This window comes from Collinsella sp. AF15-51 (genome assembly GCF_003462845.1).
Classification (GTDB): Bacteria; Actinomycetota; Coriobacteriia; order Coriobacteriales; family Coriobacteriaceae; genus Collinsella.
In genome coordinates this window covers 1-20521 of record NZ_QRYG01000007.1, presented here as the reverse complement: position 1 = coordinate 20521, position 20521 = coordinate 1, and the positions used below count along the sequence as shown (strand labels likewise).

Here is a 20521-nt window from a genome sequence, read left to right as displayed (position 1 = left end):
CACGCTCATTTTGGGTCCCCCGGGAACGCATGAGGAGGGCGGATAGACAGCCGTTATTTGCGAGGCGTCAGCGACGTAAAGAGTCCGTGTTGGTTGCAGTAAAGATATATCCTGCCGCGCCCGGTAATATGGAAGCGCGGCTGCACCGATTGCTCTGGATAGAGCTTCTTAAAGCAGATGCCGTCCATAGTCGCATATGCCACAAAGCTAATGTAGTGATCCTTGGTCATGGGATGATCGAGCGTGACGTACCAATCGTCCTCGATGCGCTCGATGGAAAAGGCGTGGTCCGCGTCCGGCTCTTCGGCCTCCTGGGGAAACATCGTGGAGCCACAGCAGCTAAAGCTGCCTTCTCCGAGCGCGTGCACAACGTTTCCGCAGATAGGGCAAACGTAAAAGACGCCTTTGAGCATATTGCCTGCACGGTTAGCGTTGGCCCGAATGTCACCAGCCAAAAGCTCAGCCACGCTTATGCCGAGTCTCTGGGCCAAAGGCTCAACGAGGGAAATGTCGGGAAGGCCGCGGCCGGATTCCCACTTGCTGACGGCTTTATCGGTCACGCCAAGGCTTTCCGCCAGGGCGCGCTGGGTGAGGCCGCGCTCTTCGCGCAGCTGCTTGATGGCATGCGCTGCCAAAAAAGTATGGGAGGCATTGGTTTGCCGTGTCTGGTTCATGGGCTGTCCAATCAAATTGAAGAAATGGAGTGAACCGGTTCGACAGTCAGTATCCATTTGAAGGCCAGGCTCGACAACCTACGCTGCGTAGACATGCGCCAATCGAACGAGCGCGGATTTTTGGACACTCATCCTGAGTAGTCATTTAAGAACGTCCCCAACGACCACATCAGGAGTGTCCCCAGGTGCCGGCAGAAAAGGAACGTCCCCAAGTGCCGGCCCAGCAACGCCGATGTTTTGGCAACGACAGCGAGCGGACCGCATTTGAGGCAAGGTGACGTGAAACGAAAGGGCGCTGACCTTCTGGTCGCGCCCTTGAAGTTGAACGTCAGATTGTCCAAATGCGGCCCGCGCAGCGTCGAGCCGTTACGCGGTTCGTAGAACCGCGTAACTAACGAGCTCCGTACTGCTCGTAGTAGGCGTCGATAGCGGTCTTGAGCTCGTCGTCGATGACGACTTTGCCGTCGATCTCGTGGTTGTAGAGGGTCTCGACGACCTCGGCCATGGAGACGATGCTCGCGACGGGGAAACCGTACTTGGCCTCGATCTCCTTCTGCGCGGTGGTCACGCCACCCTTGCCGACCTCCATGCGGTTGAGGGACACGATGAGGCCCTTGATCTCGACATCGGCAGCAGCCTTGACCTTGGGATAGGTCTCGTCGATGGACTTACCGCTGGTGGTGACGTCCTCGACCATGACCACGCGGTCGCCGTCCTGGGGCTCGTAGCCCAGCAGGTTGCCCTTGTCGGCGCCGTGGTCCTTGGCCTCCTTGCGATCGCAGCAGTACTTGACCTCCTTGCCGTACAGCTCGTGGTAGGCAATTGCGGTCACGACGGCCAGCGGAATACCCTTGTAGGCCGGTCCAAACAGCACGTCAAAGTCGTCGCCAAAGTTATCGTGGATGGCCTGGGCGTAATACTCGCCCAGCTTCTTGAGCTGATAGCCCGTCACATAGGCGCCGGCGTTCATAAAGAACGGGGACTGACGGCCGCTCTTGAGCGTAAAGCTGCCGAATTTAAGAACGTCGGACTCAACCATGAACTTGATGAACTCTTGCTTGTAAGCCTCCATGCGGGCTCCTCTCGTAATCGCGTACGTGCCTTCCAGTTTAGCGCAGGCAGGGCGCGTTGCGGGCGCGCTTTGGGGCCTCGGCATTCTGTAAAGGCTTTGTCAGGGGCAATGGTTTTCCAAACATTGGGGTTGACACGGCAAACCCCCTCATCAAGAATACGGGCGGATTGTAACGGGTACGAGATACCCAAAGCGCGCCGCGCCCGGCCTTAAGGAGGTGTGCCATGGAAGGCAGTCATAGTCGAAAAACCTGCATGTCGCCCTCGGCACGCCGCGAGGATTCCGCACGCGCATAAGCGCCAACAGCCGATCGTCAAAACCACCACAAAGGTGCCTGTCCCTTTGTGGTAGCTCGCGAGCATGACGTGAGCGACATCTAGGTTTTTTGAAGCACATACGACACGTACGCTAACTCCCTTCAACAAGGAGGACCCTATGCTGATGCTCAAAACCGCCACGGTACTCGAAGCTATCTCCAAGCGCCGCCGCACGGCGCGCCCCGCCGCTCACACCGGCATGTCCAAGAACACCATATTCGCCGCCACCCATAGCGCCGAGGACGCCCTCGTGCTGCTCGACGCCACAGCCGACGGGCTCATCGCCGAGCACGCCGCCGAGCGCCTGAGCGCGGTCGGCCCCAACACCATCGAGGCGCCGACCAAGACGCTCGCCCGCCGCATCGCCGACGCGTTCGTCGATCCCTTCGCTGGCATCCTCGCCGCCCTCGCACTGGTCTCGCTCCACATCGACGTGCTCGCCGTGCCCGAGCCGCAGCGTGACCCCTCCACGGTCATCGTCATCGGCATCATGCTGCTGGTATCGGGCGGCATGAAGTTTATCCAGGAAGCCCGCAGCGGCAATGCGGCCGAGGCCCTCAAGGACCTGGTCTCCAACACCTGCTGTGCCCTGCGCGACGGTGAGCGCGTCGAGATCCCCTTCGACGAGCTCGTCCCCGGCGATGTAATCCGCCTCTCTGCCGGCGACATGGTGCCGGCAGATGCCCGCATCATCACCGCGCGCGACCTGTTTGTGATCGAGTCCGCACTCACCGGCGAGAGCGAGGCCGTCGAGAAGACCGCTGCCATCACCGTCGTCGAGGGTGCCGACGGCTCCGCGCTACCACTCTCTGCCTGCAAGAACATCGTCTTTACCGGCACCTCCGTGCAAAACGGCACCGCCATGGCGCTTGTCGTTGCCACCGGCTCGGACACCTACCTGGGCGGCATCGCCAAGATGCTCAACGGGCGCGGCGAGAAGAGCGCGTTTGACCGCGGCGTCTCGAGCGTCTCCATGCTGCTCGTGCGCCTCATGCTCGTTATGGCGCCGGCGGTCTTTGCCATCAACGCCGCCACCAAGGGCAACGTCATCGATGCGCTGTTGTTCGCCACGAGCGTGGCCGTGGGCATCACGCCGCAGATGCTTCCCGTCATCGTGACCACGAGCCTGTCGCAGGGCGCCAAGGACCTCGCCCGCCACCAGGTTATCGTCAAGGAGCTGCCGGCGATCCAAAACCTCGGCGCGATGGACGTCCTGTGCTGCGACAAGACCGGCACCCTCACCGAAGACCGCATCGTGCTCGAGCGCTACCTCAACACCGACGGCAACGAGGATGCGCGCGTGCTGCGCCATGCGTTTTTGAACAGCTTCTTCCAGACCGGCCTCAAAAACCTTATCGACCTGGCCGTCATCGACCGTGCCGATGTGACGCCCTCGACCGTCGTGCCCGATTCTATGCTGGGCCAGAGCCTGCGCGACCGCTATACCAAGATCGACGAGGTGCCCTTCGATTTCTCGCGCCGTCGCCTGAGCGTCGTTGTCGCCGACGCCCAGGGCAAAACCCAGATGGTTACCAAGGGAGCTGCCGAGGAAATGCTCGAGATCTGCTCCTTTATCGAGGTCGATGGCGCCGCCCAGCCGCTCACCGAAGACAAGCTCGCCCAGATTCGCAAGCAGGTCGCCGGGCTCAACGCCGAGGGCCTGCGCGTGATTGCCGTGGCGCAGAAGACCAATCCGCGCTGCGTGGGCGAGTTTGGCATCGCTGACGAGTGCGACATGGTGCTGATGGGCTTTTTGGCCTTCCTCGATCCGCCCAAAGCAAGTGCCGCGGGCGCCGTCGCTACCCTCGAAGCCAAGGGCGTGGCGGTCAAGGTTCTGACCGGCGACAACGACCGTGTCGCCGCCACCGTTTGCGAGCAGATCGGCATCGACGCGAGCAACGTCTTGCTCGGCTCCGAGATCGATGCGCTCGACGACGCCGAGCTTGCCGAACGCGCCGAGAACACCCACCTCTTCGCCAAGCTCTCGCCGCTGCAGAAGGCGCGTCTGGTGCGCGTCATGCGTGAGCTGCTCGACCACACCGTGGGCTTTATGGGCGACGGCATCAACGACGCCGCCGCCATGCGTGCGAGCGACTGCGGCATCTCGGTCGATTCGGCCGTCGACATCGCCAAGGAATCCGCCGATATCATCTTGCTCCAGAAAGACCTGGGCGTGCTCGAGCGCGGCATCATCGAAGGCCGCCGCACCTACGGCAACCTGCTCAAGTACCTCAAGACCACGGTGAGCTCCAACTTTGGCAACGTGCTATCCGTGACCGTCGCGAGCCTGTTCTTGCCATTCTTGCCCATGAGCGCTCTGCAGTTGGTGCTGCTGTCGCTGGTCTACGAGATCGTGTGCATCGCGCTGCCGTGGGACACCGTCGACGACGCCTGGACTGCCCGTCCGCGTGCTTGGGACGCCGCGTCCATCAAGGGCTTTATGCTCGAGCTGGGCCCCGTGAGCTCACTGTTTGATATCGCGACTTTCGCCGCGCTCTTCTTTGTGGTGTGCCCCGCCGCCGTGGGCGCAAGCTGGGCAGAGCTTGCCGCTATAGGCGACGTCGCAGGCATGGCGGCCTTTACGGCGCTCTTCCAGAGCGGTTGGTTTGTCGAGTCCATGTGGTCGCAGACGCTCGTGGTCCACATGCTGCGCTCCCCGCGCCTGCCACGCCCGCGCGACCACGCCGCGCCCGCGCTGTGCCTCCTCACCGTGCTGGGCCTGGTGCTCGTCACCTGGCTGCCGGCAAGCCCCATCGCCGATGCGCTGGGTCTCATGCCGCTGCCGCCAATCTTCTTCGCGCTGCTCATCGGCATTGTCGCCGCCTACATCGCGCTCACCCAACTGGCCAAGCGCCGCTACATCGCCCGCCACGGCGAGCTGCTGTAACGCACGAGTTGTGACGCTCGACCCATCAGGCGGTCAAAAAGTCCCGCCTCACTGTCCCCTTTGTGGTGGTTTTGGTGCGCTACGAGGCATTGGTCAGGCGGCTCCAGAGTTCGTCAATATCGATTTGGTCGCCGCCGCTCAGATAACCGGTGTGAATAAAAGACTCACTATAGATATAGATGTCATGCGCGCTGTCGCCATCATCTTCGGTGTCGTAGGCCGAAATCACGTAACGGCTGCCGTCGAGCGCCTTGACCAGCCAATACACGGAATCGTCGATTGTGCACTTCTCCTGCACTATCGACGCATCGCCGATTGCGCCGGTGAGCGCACGATCGCCCGTCGTATAGCCGCCCACCGAGAGCAAAATCGCCACGCTATCGTCTCCGCCGCCCGGCTCAAGTTCCTCGTACTCGGACACCGAAAGCGGTATCGCACTGTTCGCAAGTTCGTCCACGTCATCCGAAATCTTAGAAAAGGTAAAGGCGAAAAGTCCCGCATCATCGGCGGCACCGTAGCCCACGCTCTCGCCTTGCCACTCATAGTTTTGATGCTTGAGCAGGCGCACCAGGTCGGCGCCATCCAAGTTGATCGCAGCATAGACCGTCACGTTGGCGTTGTCGTCTACACAGGCGGCGTCCGCCGTGGTCGCCTTCTTGGCACCGCTCGCGCCGCCCAATCCGCCCGAGCAGCCAGCCAGCGCACAAGCCAACGCACCCGCGCCTGCCACAAAGGCCGCACGGTTCATCGTCACTTCATTCATCATGTTCGTTCCTCGCTATGGTATTGGCCACGTCGCACCTAGCCGAGCGCGCGTCCAGTCTTTTCCTGCCAAAATTCGTCTATCGTCGGAGCACCGCCGCCCTGGGTAAACCTACCGGTCTTGATAGCCTCCTCGGTAATGAGATCCAAGCGGTAGTCACCGTTTTCCATCGGGCTCGCCATGGCAACGTGCCGCGCCATGTTGGAACCGTATACGCATGCGATCCATGAGCCCGAAGTAATCTGCGCCCGGTCCTCGACCGGCACAGAAAAGCCCGCGATAACATCCTCGCAGCTCGAATAGCCCGAAAGTTGCAGCGTGAACATCACGGTGCTTCCGGTGCCGCCCTTGTCGAGCTTTCCGATTTCGTCCTCGCCGAGCCATTCGGTCGCGCCGTCCTTGCTGATATTGCAGACGCTGAGCACGTGTCCCGCCTCGTCCTCGTACATCTCGAGCGCGTCTTGCCAGGTATAGCCCTGCTGCGAGGCAAACTCCTGCAACTGCCAGCCCTTAAGCTCGAGGAGCGCCGCGATGCTGATGTTGCGGTGCGCATCCCAGCAATCATCCGACCACGTATCGAACGCATCCGCCGAGCCGCTGTCCGCGTCGCCGGAATCGCCCGACGTCGCACCCGCGTCCATCCTGTCCTTTACCGGGCGGTCGTCGTTAAAACCCGTCGCATCCTGCGTCCGCTGTCCGCCGCACCCCACAAGCGTCAGCAGCGCCGTTCCCGCCGCCGCGACAAATGCCGTGCGCGAAAGTACCGTCTCCCTCATCATTGTTCCTTTCCCGTTCTTTAGCACAATGCCGAGAAACACACCCGGCATCGATTCACACATAAGCCACCCCACGCTATTGAAGAGGCAGTTCCGTCCAGCCAAAACCGGGTTCAAAACCATCGCGTGTACCGATCACATCGCCCGAACCGTTGACCCAGGCCTGGTCGGCCATCACCGAGACCTCGACATCGGTGCCGTCGGGTCTGGTGTAATGGTTGACCCCGCGAATGGCATCGGAATACGAGGCGGCGCCCGTCCCCACGCCCGCGCTGGAAAAATTGGCGGCGCTGGCAGCCATATTCGCGGCGTGCTGACGGTCGCTGCGATCGAACCACGCCTGCTGGTAGCTGTCGAACGCCGCCTGTTGCGAGGCATGCATCTGTTGCCAGGCCGCAAACTGCTGTTGCTGCTGGGCAATGTTCATCTGCGTGCGTTGGCGTTGCTCAAGCACCATCTGTTGCTTTTGAGCTGACGCTTCGCGTGCAATCGCCGGATTGAGCCGCAGAGTCGACGCCATTGATGCAAGCGCCGTGGAGGCCGCCTCGTCCAGGCGACCTTCTGGCGCAGCCAAACAGAAGCTGTCCCTGATACGCCACTGCAGCAGGTCGGCCGCGCCCAGCTCGAACGACGCTCCGTCCGGGCAACCGCCTCGACCCGTGGGCTGTTCTTGCGCGACGCCCTGTCCCGCCGCTGCCGCCGCCTGGCGCTCGCGCAGGCGCTTGCCCAAAACACCGCCGATCAGTCCACTCGAAAGGCCCGCGCCCAGCAGCGCCTCGGCCCCAGCGGCAACACCTTTGCCCATAGAACCCGCGACACCGCCGATTGAAAACATATAGCCCTCGACTTTGGCCGCCACCGCGAGCTCGGTGGGCACCGGAGCGCCCGTGAGCCGATATCGACGCATGCGGCACTCATAGACCACATCACTCGGCTCCATCGAAAAGCCCTGGATCGCAAAGTCATTTGCCGCCTCGCGCTTTACGCGGGCACACTCGCGCTCGATATCGACCTCCGCGCTCGATGGGTACGGTTGCTCGGCAACAACCTCTGCCCGCGCACCCAGCCGTGCCGCACAGGCCTGAGCCAGCTCGTCGCAAGCTGCCTCCACGTGCACAAACACCTTGCGTTCGGTTTGCGTGGGGATACGCTTGGCAACGGCGCCCGCATCCACGTAGCAGAGCTCGGAGCGGTACATAATCCGCTCACCCATCGGACCCGCCGCCGTCACGCCAACCGAAATCGGGCAGTCGAAACTGCCGCTGCGCTCAAGATGCGCTTCTTCGATATGCCAGCCCCGCGGCAGCGCCACCTGCGCGAGTGCCTGGCCGCCAGAGGTATCGCATGCGGTATGAAGCTCAAGGTCACCGATGTGAGGCGCATCCGTCGTGGCCGCGTCACGAGACGACGACGCGACGTCGACAGCTTCTACCAGCGCATCGGCCGGCGCGTCCACGCTCGAGTCGGCGCCTTCGTCCGCATCGTCATCGGCAGTCGCCCCATCTGTAGGCCCCACGGCGCCCGAGTAGCCCACAACGCCCTCAAGTCGGACGCCGCATCCCGGGCAAAATCGTACCGGCACGCCGGCGACCCGAGGCAGCTGCGCCCCACACGCTGGGCAGAATCTCAACTCACTCATCCCGTACACCCCTAATTTCGTTAGCTGTTTTTGATCGCGGCAAGCTGCCGCCATAACTCATCGGCACCGTTAAGCCGATACGCCGTCTTATCGAGCACGATGTTTTTGCCCTCAAGTTCCACCGATTGCTCCGAGCCATCCGTATAGACAAAGACGAGCGTTCGGCCGGCATCGCTCGTCCGCTCATCCACCGCATCCCCCACGGTGCAGCCATCGAGCGCAGCAAAAGTCGATGCGACCAGTTCGGCATCGTCGGTCTCATAGACCGTCCGCGCCTCCCCGTCCTCGATAAGCTTGACCGCCACCGGAACGGCGGCGCAATCGTTGAGCGACACCTGCGCGGCAGTCTTTCCCTGAGCGCCATGGTCGCCGGCAACGTAAACTCGCAAGAGTGTCACCGCCGCGGCAAAGACCACCACGGCGATAAGCGCGCCCGCAATTTTATTAGACGCGCAATCCCGAGACGCCATAGGTGCACCCCCTCCGTTCTGCTCTGCTCAGCATCACATTCATATGCCTTTGAGCACCAAAACGGCAGGTGACAAATGTCTCATATTCATATTTTTGCAGGTAAAAAACCACCACAAAGGTGCCTGTCACCTTTGTGGTGGTTAGCTAGTCTTGGGGTGTCCAGGACCAGAAGAAGTTGATGAGGGCTACGCGCGAGGAGGCACCGGTCTTTTTGTTGATCGAAGCGATGTGGCGATAGAGTGTGGAGCGCGAAAGGAAGAGTGCCGCCGCCACGTCCTGCACGCTGTCGTCCGAAACGACCAGCGCCTCCAGAACATCGCGCTCGCGCTTGGTGAGCCCAAAGGCGGCAACGAAGCCATCGAGCCGATCGTCAAACGAAAGCTCCGGCGCCTCCAGGGGCACCGTGTCGGCCTGGCCGGGCTCACAGCTCACGCCAAGATCGTCGGTGGCAAGCGCCAGCCCGCCGTGCGTCGCCTCGCCCTCACCGTCTTGTCCAAACTGTCCCAACAGCGAAATCGCGATGCCGACAAACAGCACGAGCACGACGCTCACTGCCGCCAGCACGTTTTGACTCGAGATAATCGCCACCGCCGGAGCCGTCACGAGCATCGAGCAAACGTTGTTGATAACACGGCCCATGCACGGCCACAGATACGCCCAGCGGGCATACATCGAAATCGCGGCGAACTTCGTGGTGAAGAACACCACGAAAAAGCCCGTGCCAAGGTAAAAGATAATCGTGGCGGCAAGCGTGTTGCCACCGTTGCCATCGGTGATAAGCACAAAGAACGAGAGCGTGGACAGCATGGCGGCGCACGTCATGATGATATTCATATACGAACGCCCACGCAGGTCATACAGGACGCCGGCGGCAAGGGCGCTCACAACCAGCAGCAAGCGCGGCCAGTCGCCCAGATCGATAGCGCCAGCGGCATGCGAGGTCGTAAGGCCGGCATTGAGGGCCGCGAACACGCCGGTGAGGCAAGCGGTCGCCACCGTCAGACGCACCACGGCGCCCTGAAAGGTCGCCTTTGCCTCGGGGTCATCGTGCCACCTGGCGCCACGCTCCAACGCATCGACCGATAGCTCGGCAATCCCGACCTCGAACTCGGGCGCAGGCTCATCACGCAATTTAGCGCGGCGGGCACCGTGAAGCAGCCCCACCAGCGCGATCGCACAGGCAATGAGAACAGACTGCTGGGGAATGCCCGCAGGCATCACCATATGGTTGAGCACCTGCACCAAAATGCCCGCAGCATAGGAAACCGCCACGGCGCGCGCCAGGCAGGGCGTCTGCGCAAAACGCCGCGCAAGATTGGCATGGGCGGTCGATCCGCAATAGCCCAGGGCGCAGCACGCCACCAGGCCGCCGGCAATTACTACCTCAAACCGCACTGCCATAATCATCAGCAGCAACGCCGATACCAACAGCACGCCCGTAATATCGCTCGTCGCATCGATCGTCTGGGGACGGCGATAGTACAGAAATGGGCGCACGAAAAAGCCAATCACGCTCGCGCCGACAACGATGCTCTCGTAGATGACGACCTCACTCGATGGCACGAACTCGGCCATGCGCGCATCAAAGAAATACTCGCACGCCAAAAACGTGAAGAAGAACAGCGCTAGGCACAGAATCTCCCGCATGCCCCGGCGCAAATATGCGGTTGTGTCTCCCAGGTCCCTCATGGTAACCCCCACCCGCTTTGTTGTCCGGAACACCATTTTAATAAAGAACCAATCTCAATATCGAAGCCAAGTTCGAAATGTTGCAAATTCGACCCCAGCCGTCCGCATGACGCCGCGATTTTGAGCCGCATGACCCAGAAGGGGCGCGCGGTCTCTAGCTCGACAAAGAGTGTCCCCAACTGCCACTCATTTAAGCACTCATTTAAGTACGTCCCCAATGAGTAAACAAAGGGTGCGACGGAATGGCTCCCCTTGGCAGCTTGAAGCCGTCATGCAGGAACCATTCCGTCGCAGCCTAATGAAAGGGACTGGGTTGTAAATGTTGTAGAAGAGCCGTTAGCGCCCAGGGGTCAGGATCACCAGGGCGTCGTGCTCAAAGGGATGCTGAGCCACGCGCACGGTGCCGTCACCGTTGTCGCGAACGGGCAGCTTGGCGATGCGCTTGTCTTCCATGTCGAGAACCGTCGCCGTCCAGCCACGCGCGCCGTCGAGCTTAAACTTGAGCGCCGTGGTGCGCGGCAGGTACGCGACGACACGATCGCCAACGCGCGCCACGCGGATGGCCTCGCGCGCGTCGTCGAGGAGCTCCTGCGCCGGAACCACAGCAAGCGCGTCATCGCCAGCCGAAGCGCCCAGGCCGGCAAGCACGTGCTCAATCGCGCCAAAGTCCCAAACGCCCGCAAACTGCAGACACTCCTGCCAGCGGAACGGCATATCGAAGCCCTCGCCCAACACCGAGCCCTGGCTCTTGCTAGTCTGCCAGTTCCAAACACCGTGCGCGCCATAGGTCACACCCGCGCTGGCACCGGCAAGAATCGACGACCATACGCTCGCGCGGCAATCCTGCGCGGTGAAGCGCCAGTACACATTGCGCGACGCACCCATCTGCTCGTAACAAGGCTCAGAGTTGACCATCGGCTTTTTGGGATAGTTGGCGATAAAGTCCTGCGGCAAGTGCCAAGCCTCGGGCTGGCCCTCGTAGTTGTGCCCGGGCTGGAACATATAAAAGTCCAGACGGTCCAGATACTGCGCCGGAATGGTGCGATTGCCGCGGTTGATATGCATGGTGCGCAGCGCCTCGGGCGCACGCTTGACGACCTCGTCGAGCGCGTCCTCGTAATAGGCAATCGCCTCGTCGCCGGCAAAATCGGTATCACCCGTCACCACGTAGGCAGGATCGAACTCGCCCAGGTTCTCGACGACGCGGGCAACGTGGGCGCGAACCTCCTCACGCGGCATAATCTCGGCACCGCAACGCTCAGAGACCTTGGCACCCCAGGTACCGGGCACGTAATTGCACCACATGAGCACGAGCGCCGGACGAATGCCGTGCTCGACGGCAGCGCGACACATGGCGGCGGCACGATCCCAGTACGCTTGGTTGGGTCGGGACCAATCAAAATGCACGCCGTCCTCGCTGGCATAGGGCCAAATGCCCAGATCGGGGCAGCAGCGATCCCACTGCGGCAGCGTGTTGATCTGCAGCACGTTCATGCCCTGCTCGGCGCGACGGGTCAGATAGTAGTCCCAATCGGCCTCGGCAATGCTCGTAAACGCGCTCCAGCACGTATCGGCAAACCAAAAGAATGGCTTGCCCTCGCACAAAAAGCCGTCCTGGCGACCGTTGACGGTCAGCTTTCCCAAACTCATCTGCATGTCCTTTCGTTTGATAAAGGATTTGCGAACCGCCGGAAACTTTCGCGGTAACCCCGCGCGAAAGCCCCTGGCGCTTAGCAAGCCCCGGCGAGTAGGCGCCACGCGCCCCCAATCAGTCTACCTTGTAAGAAGGGCCCCGCCGGGCTTGCGCCTGACGGGGCCCTGTCGTGTAGGTAAGGTCGTATGTGACCGAATGGTTTGGCCTTAGGCCTCCATCTCGGCGAGCTCCTCCTTGGAGAAGCCAGTGGCAAAGACGACGGCTGCTGCGATGACAAAGGAGATTGCCATACCGACGATAGCCCAGACGGTGTTCATCTGTCCACCCTGCAGGTAGTTGGTGAAGACCAGGAAGTTGGAGGCACCGCCGGCCAGGTAGTAGGTAACACCCATGAGGCCGGAGAACACAGCGCCGATGGCACCGCCGATGAACATGCCGAGCATAGTGCGACGGAAGCGCATGAGGATACCGAAGAGCGCGGGCTCGGTGACGCCGCCGGCGATGGCGGAGATGACGTAACCGATGGCGAGAGACTTCTCGTCGGGGTTCTTCATCTTGAGGAAGGCACCGAAGGCGCAGCCCCAGACGGCGGCCATAGCGCAGTTGGTGGAAACGAAGACGAAGGGATCGTAGCCGGCAGCGATGATCTGAACCTGAGCGAGCAGGATGACGGGCATGTGCATGCCGCAGACCACGAAGAGCTGCCAGAAGGCGCCGAGGATGGCCATGACGATCAGGATGCCGATGCCGCCAAGGTCAGCAAGGCCGAAGAGGGCGTTGGCGATCAGCGTACCGATCTCGTTGCCGATCGGAGCGAGGACGATGAAGGCAATGGGGATCGTGACGATCATGGTGCAGAACGGCGTGAAGACCGTGGACAGCACGTCGGGCATGACCTTCTTAAAGAACTTCTCAACAAAGTACAGGACGGGCACCGAGAGAATGATCGGCAGGACGGACTGCTGGTAGTTGGCAGCGGCAATCTGGATGCCGTAGACGGAGATGATTCCGCCACCCTCCTGAGTCGCGACACTCACGACGGACGGGGCCATGAGAGCGCCGCCGAGGAGCATGCCCAGAACCGGAGAGGCGCCGAGCTTCTTAGCGGCGGCATAGCCCAGGTAGATGGGGATAAAGGTGAACGTGGCCTCGTACAGCGTGGTGTAGAGGAACGTATAGGTCGGGTCGTCGGCCGAGAGCACACCGAGCATGGTGGGGCCGAGGACGGCCGCGATGGTACGGAACAGACCGCCGGCCATGAGCAGCGGGATGAGCTGGGTCATGGAGCCCGACAGATAGTCGAGGATGATATTGGGGAGGTTCTTGAGCTCGAGCTTCTCCTTGGGAGCGTCGAGATTCTCGTTGACGGCCTCACCCTGCTTGACGCCGGAGATGGCGACGAACTCGGCGAGCACCTTGGGCACGTTCTGGCCAATGATGACCTGGAGCTGGCTGCCGGCGAACTGGCAACCCAGAACGCCCTTGACCTTCTTGATCTTCTCCACGTCGGCCTTGCTGTTATCCTTGAGCGTCAGACGCAGGCGCGTCATGCAGTTGGTGGCGACGGAAACATTCTCCGCACCGCCCACGAGCTCGAGGACATCGGTGGCAATCTGCTTGTTATCTACTGCCATGGGACCCCTCCCCATATCTTCGTGTGCCTACCCAGTTGGACGTAGGCACGCCTTTGGTCCGGCGGCTATAACCCCTTACGGCCACCGAACCCTTGGATACGCTGTCGTAAACAAAGTGTTTACTGAACGTTTACGGGCTTTAGTTTACACGGAGCGCCGAATTTATGGCAATTTTGCCGTCTACAGTCCGGTGAACGGTAGGAAATCGGGGGTGAACGTATTTGAATGGCGGGAGATGGTCTCTTTGACCCTCTATTGATATATAGCCATTTACGTGGGATTTTATTTTGATGAACACCTCACTGATCTGTTAACTCATCAACAGAATCCCTGCTAGAAGCTAGTAAACATGCGTTTAGTAGTTCACGACGTGTTCAATTTTGCCGTTTACCGAGTTCATCTGGTTATTCTTCAATTCTAGATTACACTAAACATGTTTAGTTTGTATTGCCGCAGATGCCAGGCATTCGCGGCGCAAGGGAGGCAGCTCATGGAACTCAAATTGTGTACCTACGCAACCGTCACCACCTTGGGCGACTTTGGCCCCTGGATCAGCAAGGTCGTACTCGACCTGCCCTGCACCGTGCGCGCCAACGACATCGACGCGAACACCTTCCATATATATGTAGAGCGTCACGAGCGCTCGGGCGATGTTCTGATGCGCAAGGAACGCGGCGCCGACCATGCCGCGCCCTCCGTGGGTTACATCGACATTCTCGCCGCATATCCGTGCGACGAGAACGGACGTAAGCTCGCCGTGGGCACCCATGTGGCGCTCGAGGTCGCCGAGCAGCGCCTGACCAAAAAGATCGAAGGCGGCGTCATGGGCTCGCGCATGCTCGATGACCAGCTGCACATCACGCAGCTCGCGGCTCTTCCCGGCAACGACGGCGACGATCCCACCTGCGGCCTGGTCTTCGACACCTGCCGTGGCGATATCTGCCCTGCGCTCAAAGGCTGGAGCAACGACACGCAAAAGACCGCCGTCGACGGTATCGCGCTCGAATACGGCTTCTTTGAGCCCAGCTTTAAGGCCGAGGACTCGGCATGCTTCAACCCCTTTGCGCCCGAGGCCACGGCCGTGCCCCAAAAGGCACCGCTCGTGGTGTATCTGCACGGCGCCGGCGAGGGCAAGGGCGCCACGCAGGGCGAAGGCGCCACGCGCGCCTATATCGGCAACCGTGTCACAGCCATTAGCCAGGCGCAGATCCAGCGCTACTTTGGCGGCTTTGCCTGGGTGCTCGTGCCGCAGTCGCCCACGTTTTGGATGGACAACGGCGTCGAGCAGCTTGGTCACTCCAACCAGAGCATCTACTCCCCCGTGCTCAAGGCACTTATCGATGAGTTTGTCGCCGAGCATGCCGACCGCATCGACACCGACCGCATCGTGGTCGCCGGTCTTTCCAACGGCGGCTTTATGACCCTGCGCCTGTGCGCCGACTACCCCGATTTCTTCGCCGCGGGCCTTCCCTGCTGCGCCCCGTGGTACAACGCCACGGACGAGGACGTAGCCGCGCTCGCCAAGACGCCGCTGTGGTTTACGCACTCCAAGGGCGACGAGCTCGTGCACCCGCAACAGACCGTGCTGCCGCTGTTCGCGCGCCTGCGCAATGCCGGCGCCAACGTGCATCTCACCTACTTTAGCCATGTCGAGGACCTGACCGGCGTGTATCGCGAGGCCGACGGCTCGGCCAAGAAGACGTTCAACCACGGCGTGTGGATCCACCAATTCAACGACCTGTGTTATCAAGACTTCGACGGGGGCAACGTACTCATCGACGGCGAGCCGGTGGGCTGCTGGGAGTGGTCGGCCAGGGTCGACCGCTAAGCCCTCCCATCGCGGGGACCGGGGTTTAGTCTTGCAAACGTCCTCGGGCATGCATGGGCTGGCGCTTTGCGCTTCGCGCTGCGCCTGCCCATGCCCCCTGCGGAATGTTTGCAAGACTAAACCCCGGTCCCCGCTGCGTTGACGTTGCCGTGACCCTGGCCGGCCGCTTCTAGCGGGCCGCCGGGTCGGTGGCGATGGGGGCGTGGGTCCCGTCTTGCCTTGCGCGTAACTGGCTGAATTGATTTTGATTGGAGCTGTTCCTATGTCCCAGAAGTTGACTCGGGTGATTGTTACCACTGATATGGAAGTCGATGATATGAACTCACTTGTTCATTTGGCTCTGTATCTCAACTTGCTTGATGTTCAGGCTGTGGTGTATACGGCTTCGCAGTATCACTTTCTTGGGGATGGGGTTCATACGCTCGGCGAGGTGAATTCGCATTGGCGGACCAAAGGGCGGCGCTCTTATGAGTGGGCTGTTGTGCCTCATGAGCCCGATCCGCTAGCCGGCGAGCTTCGTGAGTATCGGCCGTTTCCCGAGCATTGGATTGAGAGTCTCTGGAGTAATGAATATGCCCAGGCTTGGCCGCAGTTGCAGGCAAATGCGGACGCCGCCGGTGAACCGCCGTTTCCCACGCCTGCCCAGATGATCGAGCGTACGTTTGTGGGAAATGTTGCCTTTGAGGGTGATGTGACTGAGGAAACTGAGGGGTCTCGCGTAATTGCGCAGGCGATTCTGGATGATGATCCGCGTACGTTATGGTTGCTCAGCTGGGGTGGTATGAATACGATCGTTCGCGCCCTCATGAGTATTGCCGAGCGCTATCGCGCCACGCCCGAGTGGCCCGCCGTACAGCAGCGGGTCTATCAGAAGGTGCGCGTGATGGGCGTTGCCGATGGTGTGGGGCAGGATAACTCGTGGCTCGACCATGGGCGCAAGCTCTTTCCCGAGCTCATCTTTTGGCGTACGCCCTATATGTATGGCAACTATTTCGACGCCAAAACAGCTCAGCCCGATACGCTGCCGCTGTTTAAGGCTCCTTGGCCCGAGCAGAATCTCACGCAGGGCAACGGCCCCCTCATGGCGCGCTATATGCTCTATGGCGATGGTAAGGTCTACGAAAACGAGCCTGAGCGCTTTCAGTTTGGCAAGCATGCCCGTCTGGATTGGGGCCTGGAAGGCATGCCCGCGATGCAGTTTGAGCGCGGCGATTTTATGGCCGAAGGCGACAGCATGACCTATATTCCGCTGCTGCCGTTTGGCCTGCGCGGTATCGACGACCGCGGCTTCGATACGCTGCTGGGACGCATGTTTTTTGATGGGCATCCCGATGCGAACGCGCCCGCCGGTTTTGCCTCCATCGGCACGCCCGCAGACGACAATCTCAATCCCTATCTGCGTGCCTATCAGGAAGACTTTGCCGCCCGCGCGCAATGGTGTGCCCATGATCCGGCAGCCTGCTCGCATCCGGCACATGTTGTCGAGACCACGGCCGACCGCAGCGCCACAGCCGGCGAGCGCGTCGACCTTACAGCGACCATCGTCGACCCCGACGGCAAGGGCTTCGATGTACATTGGGATGTCGCCGTGGACCCGTCGAGCTATGCAGGCACCCAGGATCTGTCGCTGTGGCAAGAATGCACGGTAGACACCGCTTTCATCGTGCCCGCCGACGCGCGGCCCGGCGACCGCCTTGTGCTCACCCTTACCGTGCAGACGCGCGCCGAGCGCCCCTGCAGCCGCTACGCCCAGGTCGCCGTAACCGTGGCATAGCAAGGACGGCGCCCATATTCGGCAGCCGCCGCATTCGACAAAGAGTGTCCCCAGGCGCAAAACGAGCGAGGATTTTTGGACGCCCAAATGGCGAGAGTGGATAATCTCCCACTTTGAGCCCACAAACAGGCTAAAAACGGGAGATTATCCACTCTCGTTCTGCGAGCACTCATTTAAGTACGTCCCCAATGAGTGCTTTCACTTCTTTTAACAAGACGCCCGGCGGGCATTAACTGCTCGCCGAGCGTCTTGGTTAGGAGGCTATAGTTGTTGGGAAAGCCTTAGGCCAGGTCCTCGCCGTTCGTCTCGATGACGTGTTTGTACCAATCGAAGCTCTTCTTTTTGGAACGCTTGAGGGTGCCGTTGCCCGCATCATCGCGGTCGACATAGATAAAGCCGTAGCGCTTGGACATCTCGCCCGTGCCGGCAGACACCAGGTCGATCGGGCCCCAGGTGGTGTAGCCCAGCAGGTCAACGCCGTCCTCGGTCACCGCGTCGCGCATCGCGGCGATATGCTGGCGCAGGTAGTCGATACGGTAGTCGTCGTTGATGGAACCATCCTCCTCGACAACATCCTTGGCGCCCAGACCGTTCTCGACCACAAACAGCGGCTTCTGATAACGGTCGTACAGGTCGTTGAGGGTGATGCGGAAGCCCAGCGGATCGATGGCCCAGCCCCACTGGCTCTCCTGCAGGTAGGGGTTCTTGGCGCCGGCGAAGGCGTTGCCCTGGGTGCGCTCGACATCGGGGTTATCGGCGCCGGCGGAGCAACGGGTGCTGTAATAGCTAAAGCTGATGAAGTCGACGGTGTTGGCGGCCAGGATCTCGCGGTCCTCGTCGGTCATCCCGACGTCGATACCCAGACGCTCGAGCTTCTTGACGGCATAAGCCGGGTAGTAGCCGCGGCTCTGGACGTCGACAAAGAAGTAATTGTCCTGGTTGTCGAGCTGCGCCTGGCGCACATCGCCCGGACGACAGCTGTAGGGGTAGTAGCTACCCGCGGCGAGCATGCAGCCGACCTTGACCTCGGGGTCGATCTCGTGAGCAATCTTGGTTGCCCAAGCGCTGGCGACGAGCTCGTTGTGGGCGGCCAGGTACTCGACGGCCTCCTTGTTCTCGCCCTCCTCAAAGACCAGGCCGGCACCCATAAACGGCAGGTGCAAGATCATATTGATCTCGTTAAAGGTGAGCCAGTACTTCACCAGGCCCTTGTAGCGGGTAAAGATCGTGGTCGCGAGATTCTTGTAGAAGTCGATGAGCTTGCGGTTGCGCCAGCCGCCGTACTCCTTGATGAGATGAATCGGGCAGTCGAAGTGCGTGATAGTCACGAGCGGCTCGATGCCGTGCGCCTGGCACTCGCGGAACACATCCTCGTAGAAGGCCAGGCCAGCCTCGTTGGGCTCGGTCTCGTCGCCGTTGGGGAAGATGCGGGTCCAAGCCAGGCTCATACGGAAGGTCTTAAAGCCAATCTCGGCAAAGAGAGCGATGTCCTCCTTGTAATGGTGGTAGAAATCGATGCCGGTCTGCGCGGGATAGTAATAGCCGTCCTCGAAGTCGAGCATCTTACGCTGGCCGGAGACCACCGCATAGCGCTCGGGGCCGTGCGGAGCCACGTCCACGTTGGCAAGGCCGCGGCCGTCCACGTTGTAGGCGCCCTCGCACTGGTTGGCAGCCGTTGCGCCACCCCACAGGAAGTCTTTACGGAAAGCCATGCATCGATCCTTTCATACGCTGCTTGTCGTGTTTTTAGTATCCCCGCAAATAGGGCCTCGCTCAACGACAGCGGCGCAGGCCGACACTTCTTTTCGCGCACAGACGCCCGGCAGCCGCCCCCGTCTGACACTTTTTGATACCTGCCCGCCCAAACCGCCAACCACCACAAAGGGGACAGGCACCTTTGTGGTGGTTTGGGCCCGGTTTGTCTCGATCTGTAACAGGTAGGCCGCCAAAACCGGGCCTGGTGTTACAGATCGAGATCTTTCGGGCACCCTCTACGATTTATCTCAATCTGTAACAGGTAGAGGCGATTTAACCCGCTAGATGTTACAGATCGAGACAAACAGGAAGCCCCTAGTCGCAGGTGATGTCGAGGTTTTTGCCGACGAGGCCCACGTAGCCGCCTTCGGCTGCCTTGGGGCTGTCGGCGTGGCAGAGGACCCACTTGTCGGCCTTCCAGTAGCAGTAGCTGTCACCGGCGGCAGGCATGTCGGCTGCAGCCTCGGGGCGCGGGCCATTGGTGCCCGCCGGCAGCGCCACCATCACCTGGAAGCCACCGTCGTCGACCATGCAGGGCGTGTAGTGGAGCGTGGTGTTGAAGACCTCAACGACCTTGCCCGCCGGCACGCGGAACGCCTTAACGCACGCGGTGTCAAGCTTGCCGTCCTCGATCTCCCAGCGATGCGCCACGAGCAGGATAAAGTCGCGGGCGCCCAGGTTAAACTCGCTGGCGCGGTGATACTCCAGGCAGTTGAGGCGTGTGTTGTGCCCGTTGCACCAGCCGAGCTGGAAGGGGCGGCCGCCGTACATGAGAAAGCCCAGCTTATCGGCATCCTTGACGCCCTCGAGCTCCGGCGCGCTTGCTACGTACTTACTGCCCTCGGGGATGGGCGTGGCAGAGAGCGCCTCGATGAGCGGAGCGGTCAGGTTGGACGGAACGTCGTTCCACACGCAGCCATAAGATTTGAACTCGTGATCTGATACAGAGTAGATATGCATGTTCGCTCCTGTTCGTTTATGTGACAGTACGAACATTCTAGAACATCATTCATCCACGACCACGTTCAATACCGAAAACATTGCATGACGAAATCACCCGCTCAAAAAGCGACATGCAGTTTCCTAGTCGAGATAATCTTTAAGAAACTCAATAACGCTCATACACCAGTAGTCGGTCTCCGGCGCATGGGGCTTCATCAATGCGTGCCCCCCTTCTGAATACATGACTCCCTCATGGTGTACTCCAGCTGCATCCAGAGCATCGACCATCTTTTCATAATTGTCGGGCGATACAATATCATCGTCAGCGCATTGCCAAAGATATGTCGGAGGATACTGCTCCCACACATGCTGATTAATACAGAAATCATCGAGCGAGTCGCGACCAGCCCCGCCGCACACCGAATCAAGAAATCTATTGTCTGATGCGTTCTCAAAGCCATGAAGATCAATCGGTGCATAACACAGGGCCAAGGCTTTTGGCGCCTCGCATCCGTAGGACGCAAATCCCTTGTTGTCCGTCCCCCACTCGGCAGTTAAATGCGCACCAGCAGAAAAGCCGATAACTGCATAACTTTTGGCTCTGTTAGACCAAGGTTGACATAAAAACGATGTCACCGCGAGGCGG

Annotated in this window: 15 protein-coding genes; 3 read left to right on the top strand and 12 right to left on the bottom strand. The window is 60.7% G+C overall.

Annotated features, from left to right (window positions below; all coding sequences use genetic code 11):
• Positions 1-53: 53 nt before the first annotated feature.
• Positions 54-674 (bottom strand): helix-turn-helix domain-containing protein, encoded by a 621-nt coding sequence (locus DWW51_RS04850; protein ID WP_055250846.1) that lies wholly within the window; start codon positions 672-674, stop codon positions 54-56.
• A 391-nt stretch (positions 675-1065) separates the two neighbouring features.
• Entirely contained in the window at positions 1066-1746 is a 681-nt protein-coding gene (pyrE, locus tag DWW51_RS04845) for an orotate phosphoribosyltransferase (RefSeq protein WP_117655467.1), read from the bottom strand.
• 435 nt (positions 1747-2181) lie between these two features.
• On the opposite strand from pyrE, the gene mgtA reads away from it, so the two are divergent.
• Positions 2182-4950, top strand: a complete 2769-nt coding sequence (gene mgtA / locus DWW51_RS04840) for a magnesium-translocating P-type ATPase (RefSeq protein WP_117773706.1) — start codon at positions 2182-2184, stop codon at positions 4948-4950.
• Positions 4951-5029: 79 nt separating this feature from the next.
• Here mgtA and DWW51_RS04835 read toward each other — a convergent pair whose 3' ends face one another.
• The 7 genes from DWW51_RS04835 to DWW51_RS04805 all read right to left on the bottom strand — a co-directional run bounded on the left by DWW51_RS04835 (position 5030) and on the right by DWW51_RS04805 (position 13576).
• The gene (locus DWW51_RS04835) at positions 5030-5716 is read right to left on the bottom strand and encodes a hypothetical protein (RefSeq protein ID WP_117773705.1); all 687 of its coding nucleotides are present in this window, start codon (positions 5714-5716) and stop codon (positions 5030-5032) included.
• 35 nt (positions 5717-5751) lie between these two features.
• Positions 5752-6489, bottom strand: a complete 738-nt coding sequence (locus tag DWW51_RS04830) for a hypothetical protein (RefSeq protein WP_117773704.1) — start codon at positions 6487-6489, stop codon at positions 5752-5754.
• A gap of 76 nt (positions 6490-6565) precedes the next feature.
• Complete coding sequence (locus DWW51_RS04825; protein WP_147344027.1) at positions 6566-8128, bottom strand: zinc ribbon domain-containing protein; 1563 nt, start codon at positions 8126-8128, stop codon at positions 6566-6568.
• A gap of 20 nt (positions 8129-8148) precedes the next feature.
• A complete protein-coding gene (locus DWW51_RS04820; RefSeq protein WP_117773702.1) occupies positions 8149-8598 on the bottom strand; it encodes a hypothetical protein in 450 nt (149 codons plus the stop codon).
• A gap of 145 nt (positions 8599-8743) precedes the next feature.
• On the bottom strand, positions 8744-10288 hold the full coding sequence (locus DWW51_RS04815) for a helix-turn-helix transcriptional regulator (protein ID WP_197032174.1): 1545 nt from the start codon (positions 10286-10288) through the stop codon (positions 8744-8746).
• Positions 10289-10624: 336 nt separating this feature from the next.
• A complete protein-coding gene (locus DWW51_RS04810) occupies positions 10625-11938 on the bottom strand; it encodes a DUF4038 domain-containing protein (RefSeq protein ID WP_117773700.1) in 1314 nt (437 codons plus the stop codon).
• Positions 11939-12148: 210 nt separating this feature from the next.
• Positions 12149-13576 carry a PTS transporter subunit EIIC gene (locus DWW51_RS04805; RefSeq protein WP_117773699.1) on the bottom strand — a complete coding sequence of 476 codons (1428 nt, stop codon included), beginning with the start codon at positions 13574-13576 and terminating at the stop codon, positions 12149-12151.
• A gap of 490 nt (positions 13577-14066) precedes the next feature.
• Between DWW51_RS04805 and DWW51_RS04800 the strand changes: the two genes are divergently transcribed.
• Positions 14067-15404, top strand: a complete 1338-nt coding sequence (locus DWW51_RS04800; RefSeq protein WP_117773698.1) for a prolyl oligopeptidase family serine peptidase — start codon at positions 14067-14069, stop codon at positions 15402-15404.
• Between the two features lie 262 nt (positions 15405-15666).
• Positions 15667-17178, top strand: a complete 1512-nt coding sequence (locus tag DWW51_RS04795) for a nucleoside hydrolase-like domain-containing protein (protein WP_117773697.1) — start codon at positions 15667-15669, stop codon at positions 17176-17178.
• 281 nt (positions 17179-17459) lie between these two features.
• Here the strand turns inward: DWW51_RS04795 and DWW51_RS04790 are convergent, their stop codons facing one another.
• From DWW51_RS04790 to DWW51_RS04780, 3 genes are all read right to left on the bottom strand, one after another.
• Positions 17460-18890 carry a 6-phospho-beta-glucosidase gene (locus DWW51_RS04790; RefSeq protein WP_117773696.1) on the bottom strand — a complete coding sequence of 477 codons (1431 nt, stop codon included), beginning with the start codon at positions 18888-18890 and terminating at the stop codon, positions 17460-17462.
• Positions 18891-19248: 358 nt separating this feature from the next.
• Positions 19249-19893, bottom strand: coding sequence for a DUF4867 family protein (locus tag DWW51_RS04785; protein WP_117773695.1), 645 nt, complete (start codon positions 19891-19893; stop codon positions 19249-19251).
• Positions 19894-20016: 123 nt separating this feature from the next.
• A partial coding sequence (locus tag DWW51_RS04780) for an alpha/beta hydrolase (protein ID WP_147344025.1) occupies positions 20017-20521 on the bottom strand: 505 nt, incomplete at its 5' end.

Excerpts from the sequence above, each read along its gene's own strand:
- DWW51_RS04835 (WP_117773705.1), bottom strand. The coding sequence starts at position 5,716 with ATGATGAATGAAGTGACGATGAACCGTGCGGCCTTTGTGGCAGGCGCG.
- mgtA (WP_117773706.1), top strand. The coding sequence starts at position 2,182 with ATGCTGATGCTCAAAACCGCCACGGTACTCGAAGCTATCTCCAAGCGC.
- DWW51_RS04830 (WP_117773704.1), bottom strand. The coding sequence starts at position 6,489 with ATGAGGGAGACGGTACTTTCGCGCACGGCATTTGTCGCGGCGGCGGGA.
- pyrE (WP_117655467.1), bottom strand. The coding sequence starts at position 1,746 with ATGGAGGCTTACAAGCAAGAGTTCATCAAGTTCATGGTTGAGTCCGAC.
- DWW51_RS04805 (WP_117773699.1), bottom strand. The coding sequence starts at position 13,576 with ATGGCAGTAGATAACAAGCAGATTGCCACCGATGTCCTCGAGCTCGTG.
- DWW51_RS04785 (WP_117773695.1), bottom strand. The coding sequence starts at position 19,893 with ATGCATATCTACTCTGTATCAGATCACGAGTTCAAATCTTATGGCTGC.
- DWW51_RS04790 (WP_117773696.1), bottom strand. The coding sequence starts at position 18,890 with ATGGCTTTCCGTAAAGACTTCCTGTGGGGTGGCGCAACGGCTGCCAAC.
- DWW51_RS04825 (WP_147344027.1), bottom strand. The coding sequence starts at position 8,128 with ATGAGTGAGTTGAGATTCTGCCCAGCGTGTGGGGCGCAGCTGCCTCGG.
- DWW51_RS04850 (WP_055250846.1), bottom strand. The coding sequence starts at position 674 with ATGAACCAGACACGGCAAACCAATGCCTCCCATACTTTTTTGGCAGCG.
- DWW51_RS04820 (WP_117773702.1), bottom strand. The coding sequence starts at position 8,598 with ATGGCGTCTCGGGATTGCGCGTCTAATAAAATTGCGGGCGCGCTTATC.
- DWW51_RS04795 (WP_117773697.1), top strand. The coding sequence starts at position 15,667 with ATGTCCCAGAAGTTGACTCGGGTGATTGTTACCACTGATATGGAAGTC.
- DWW51_RS04800 (WP_117773698.1), top strand. The coding sequence starts at position 14,067 with ATGGAACTCAAATTGTGTACCTACGCAACCGTCACCACCTTGGGCGAC.
- DWW51_RS04815 (WP_197032174.1), bottom strand. The coding sequence starts at position 10,288 with ATGAGGGACCTGGGAGACACAACCGCATATTTGCGCCGGGGCATGCGG.
- DWW51_RS04810 (WP_117773700.1), bottom strand. The coding sequence starts at position 11,938 with ATGAGTTTGGGAAAGCTGACCGTCAACGGTCGCCAGGACGGCTTTTTG.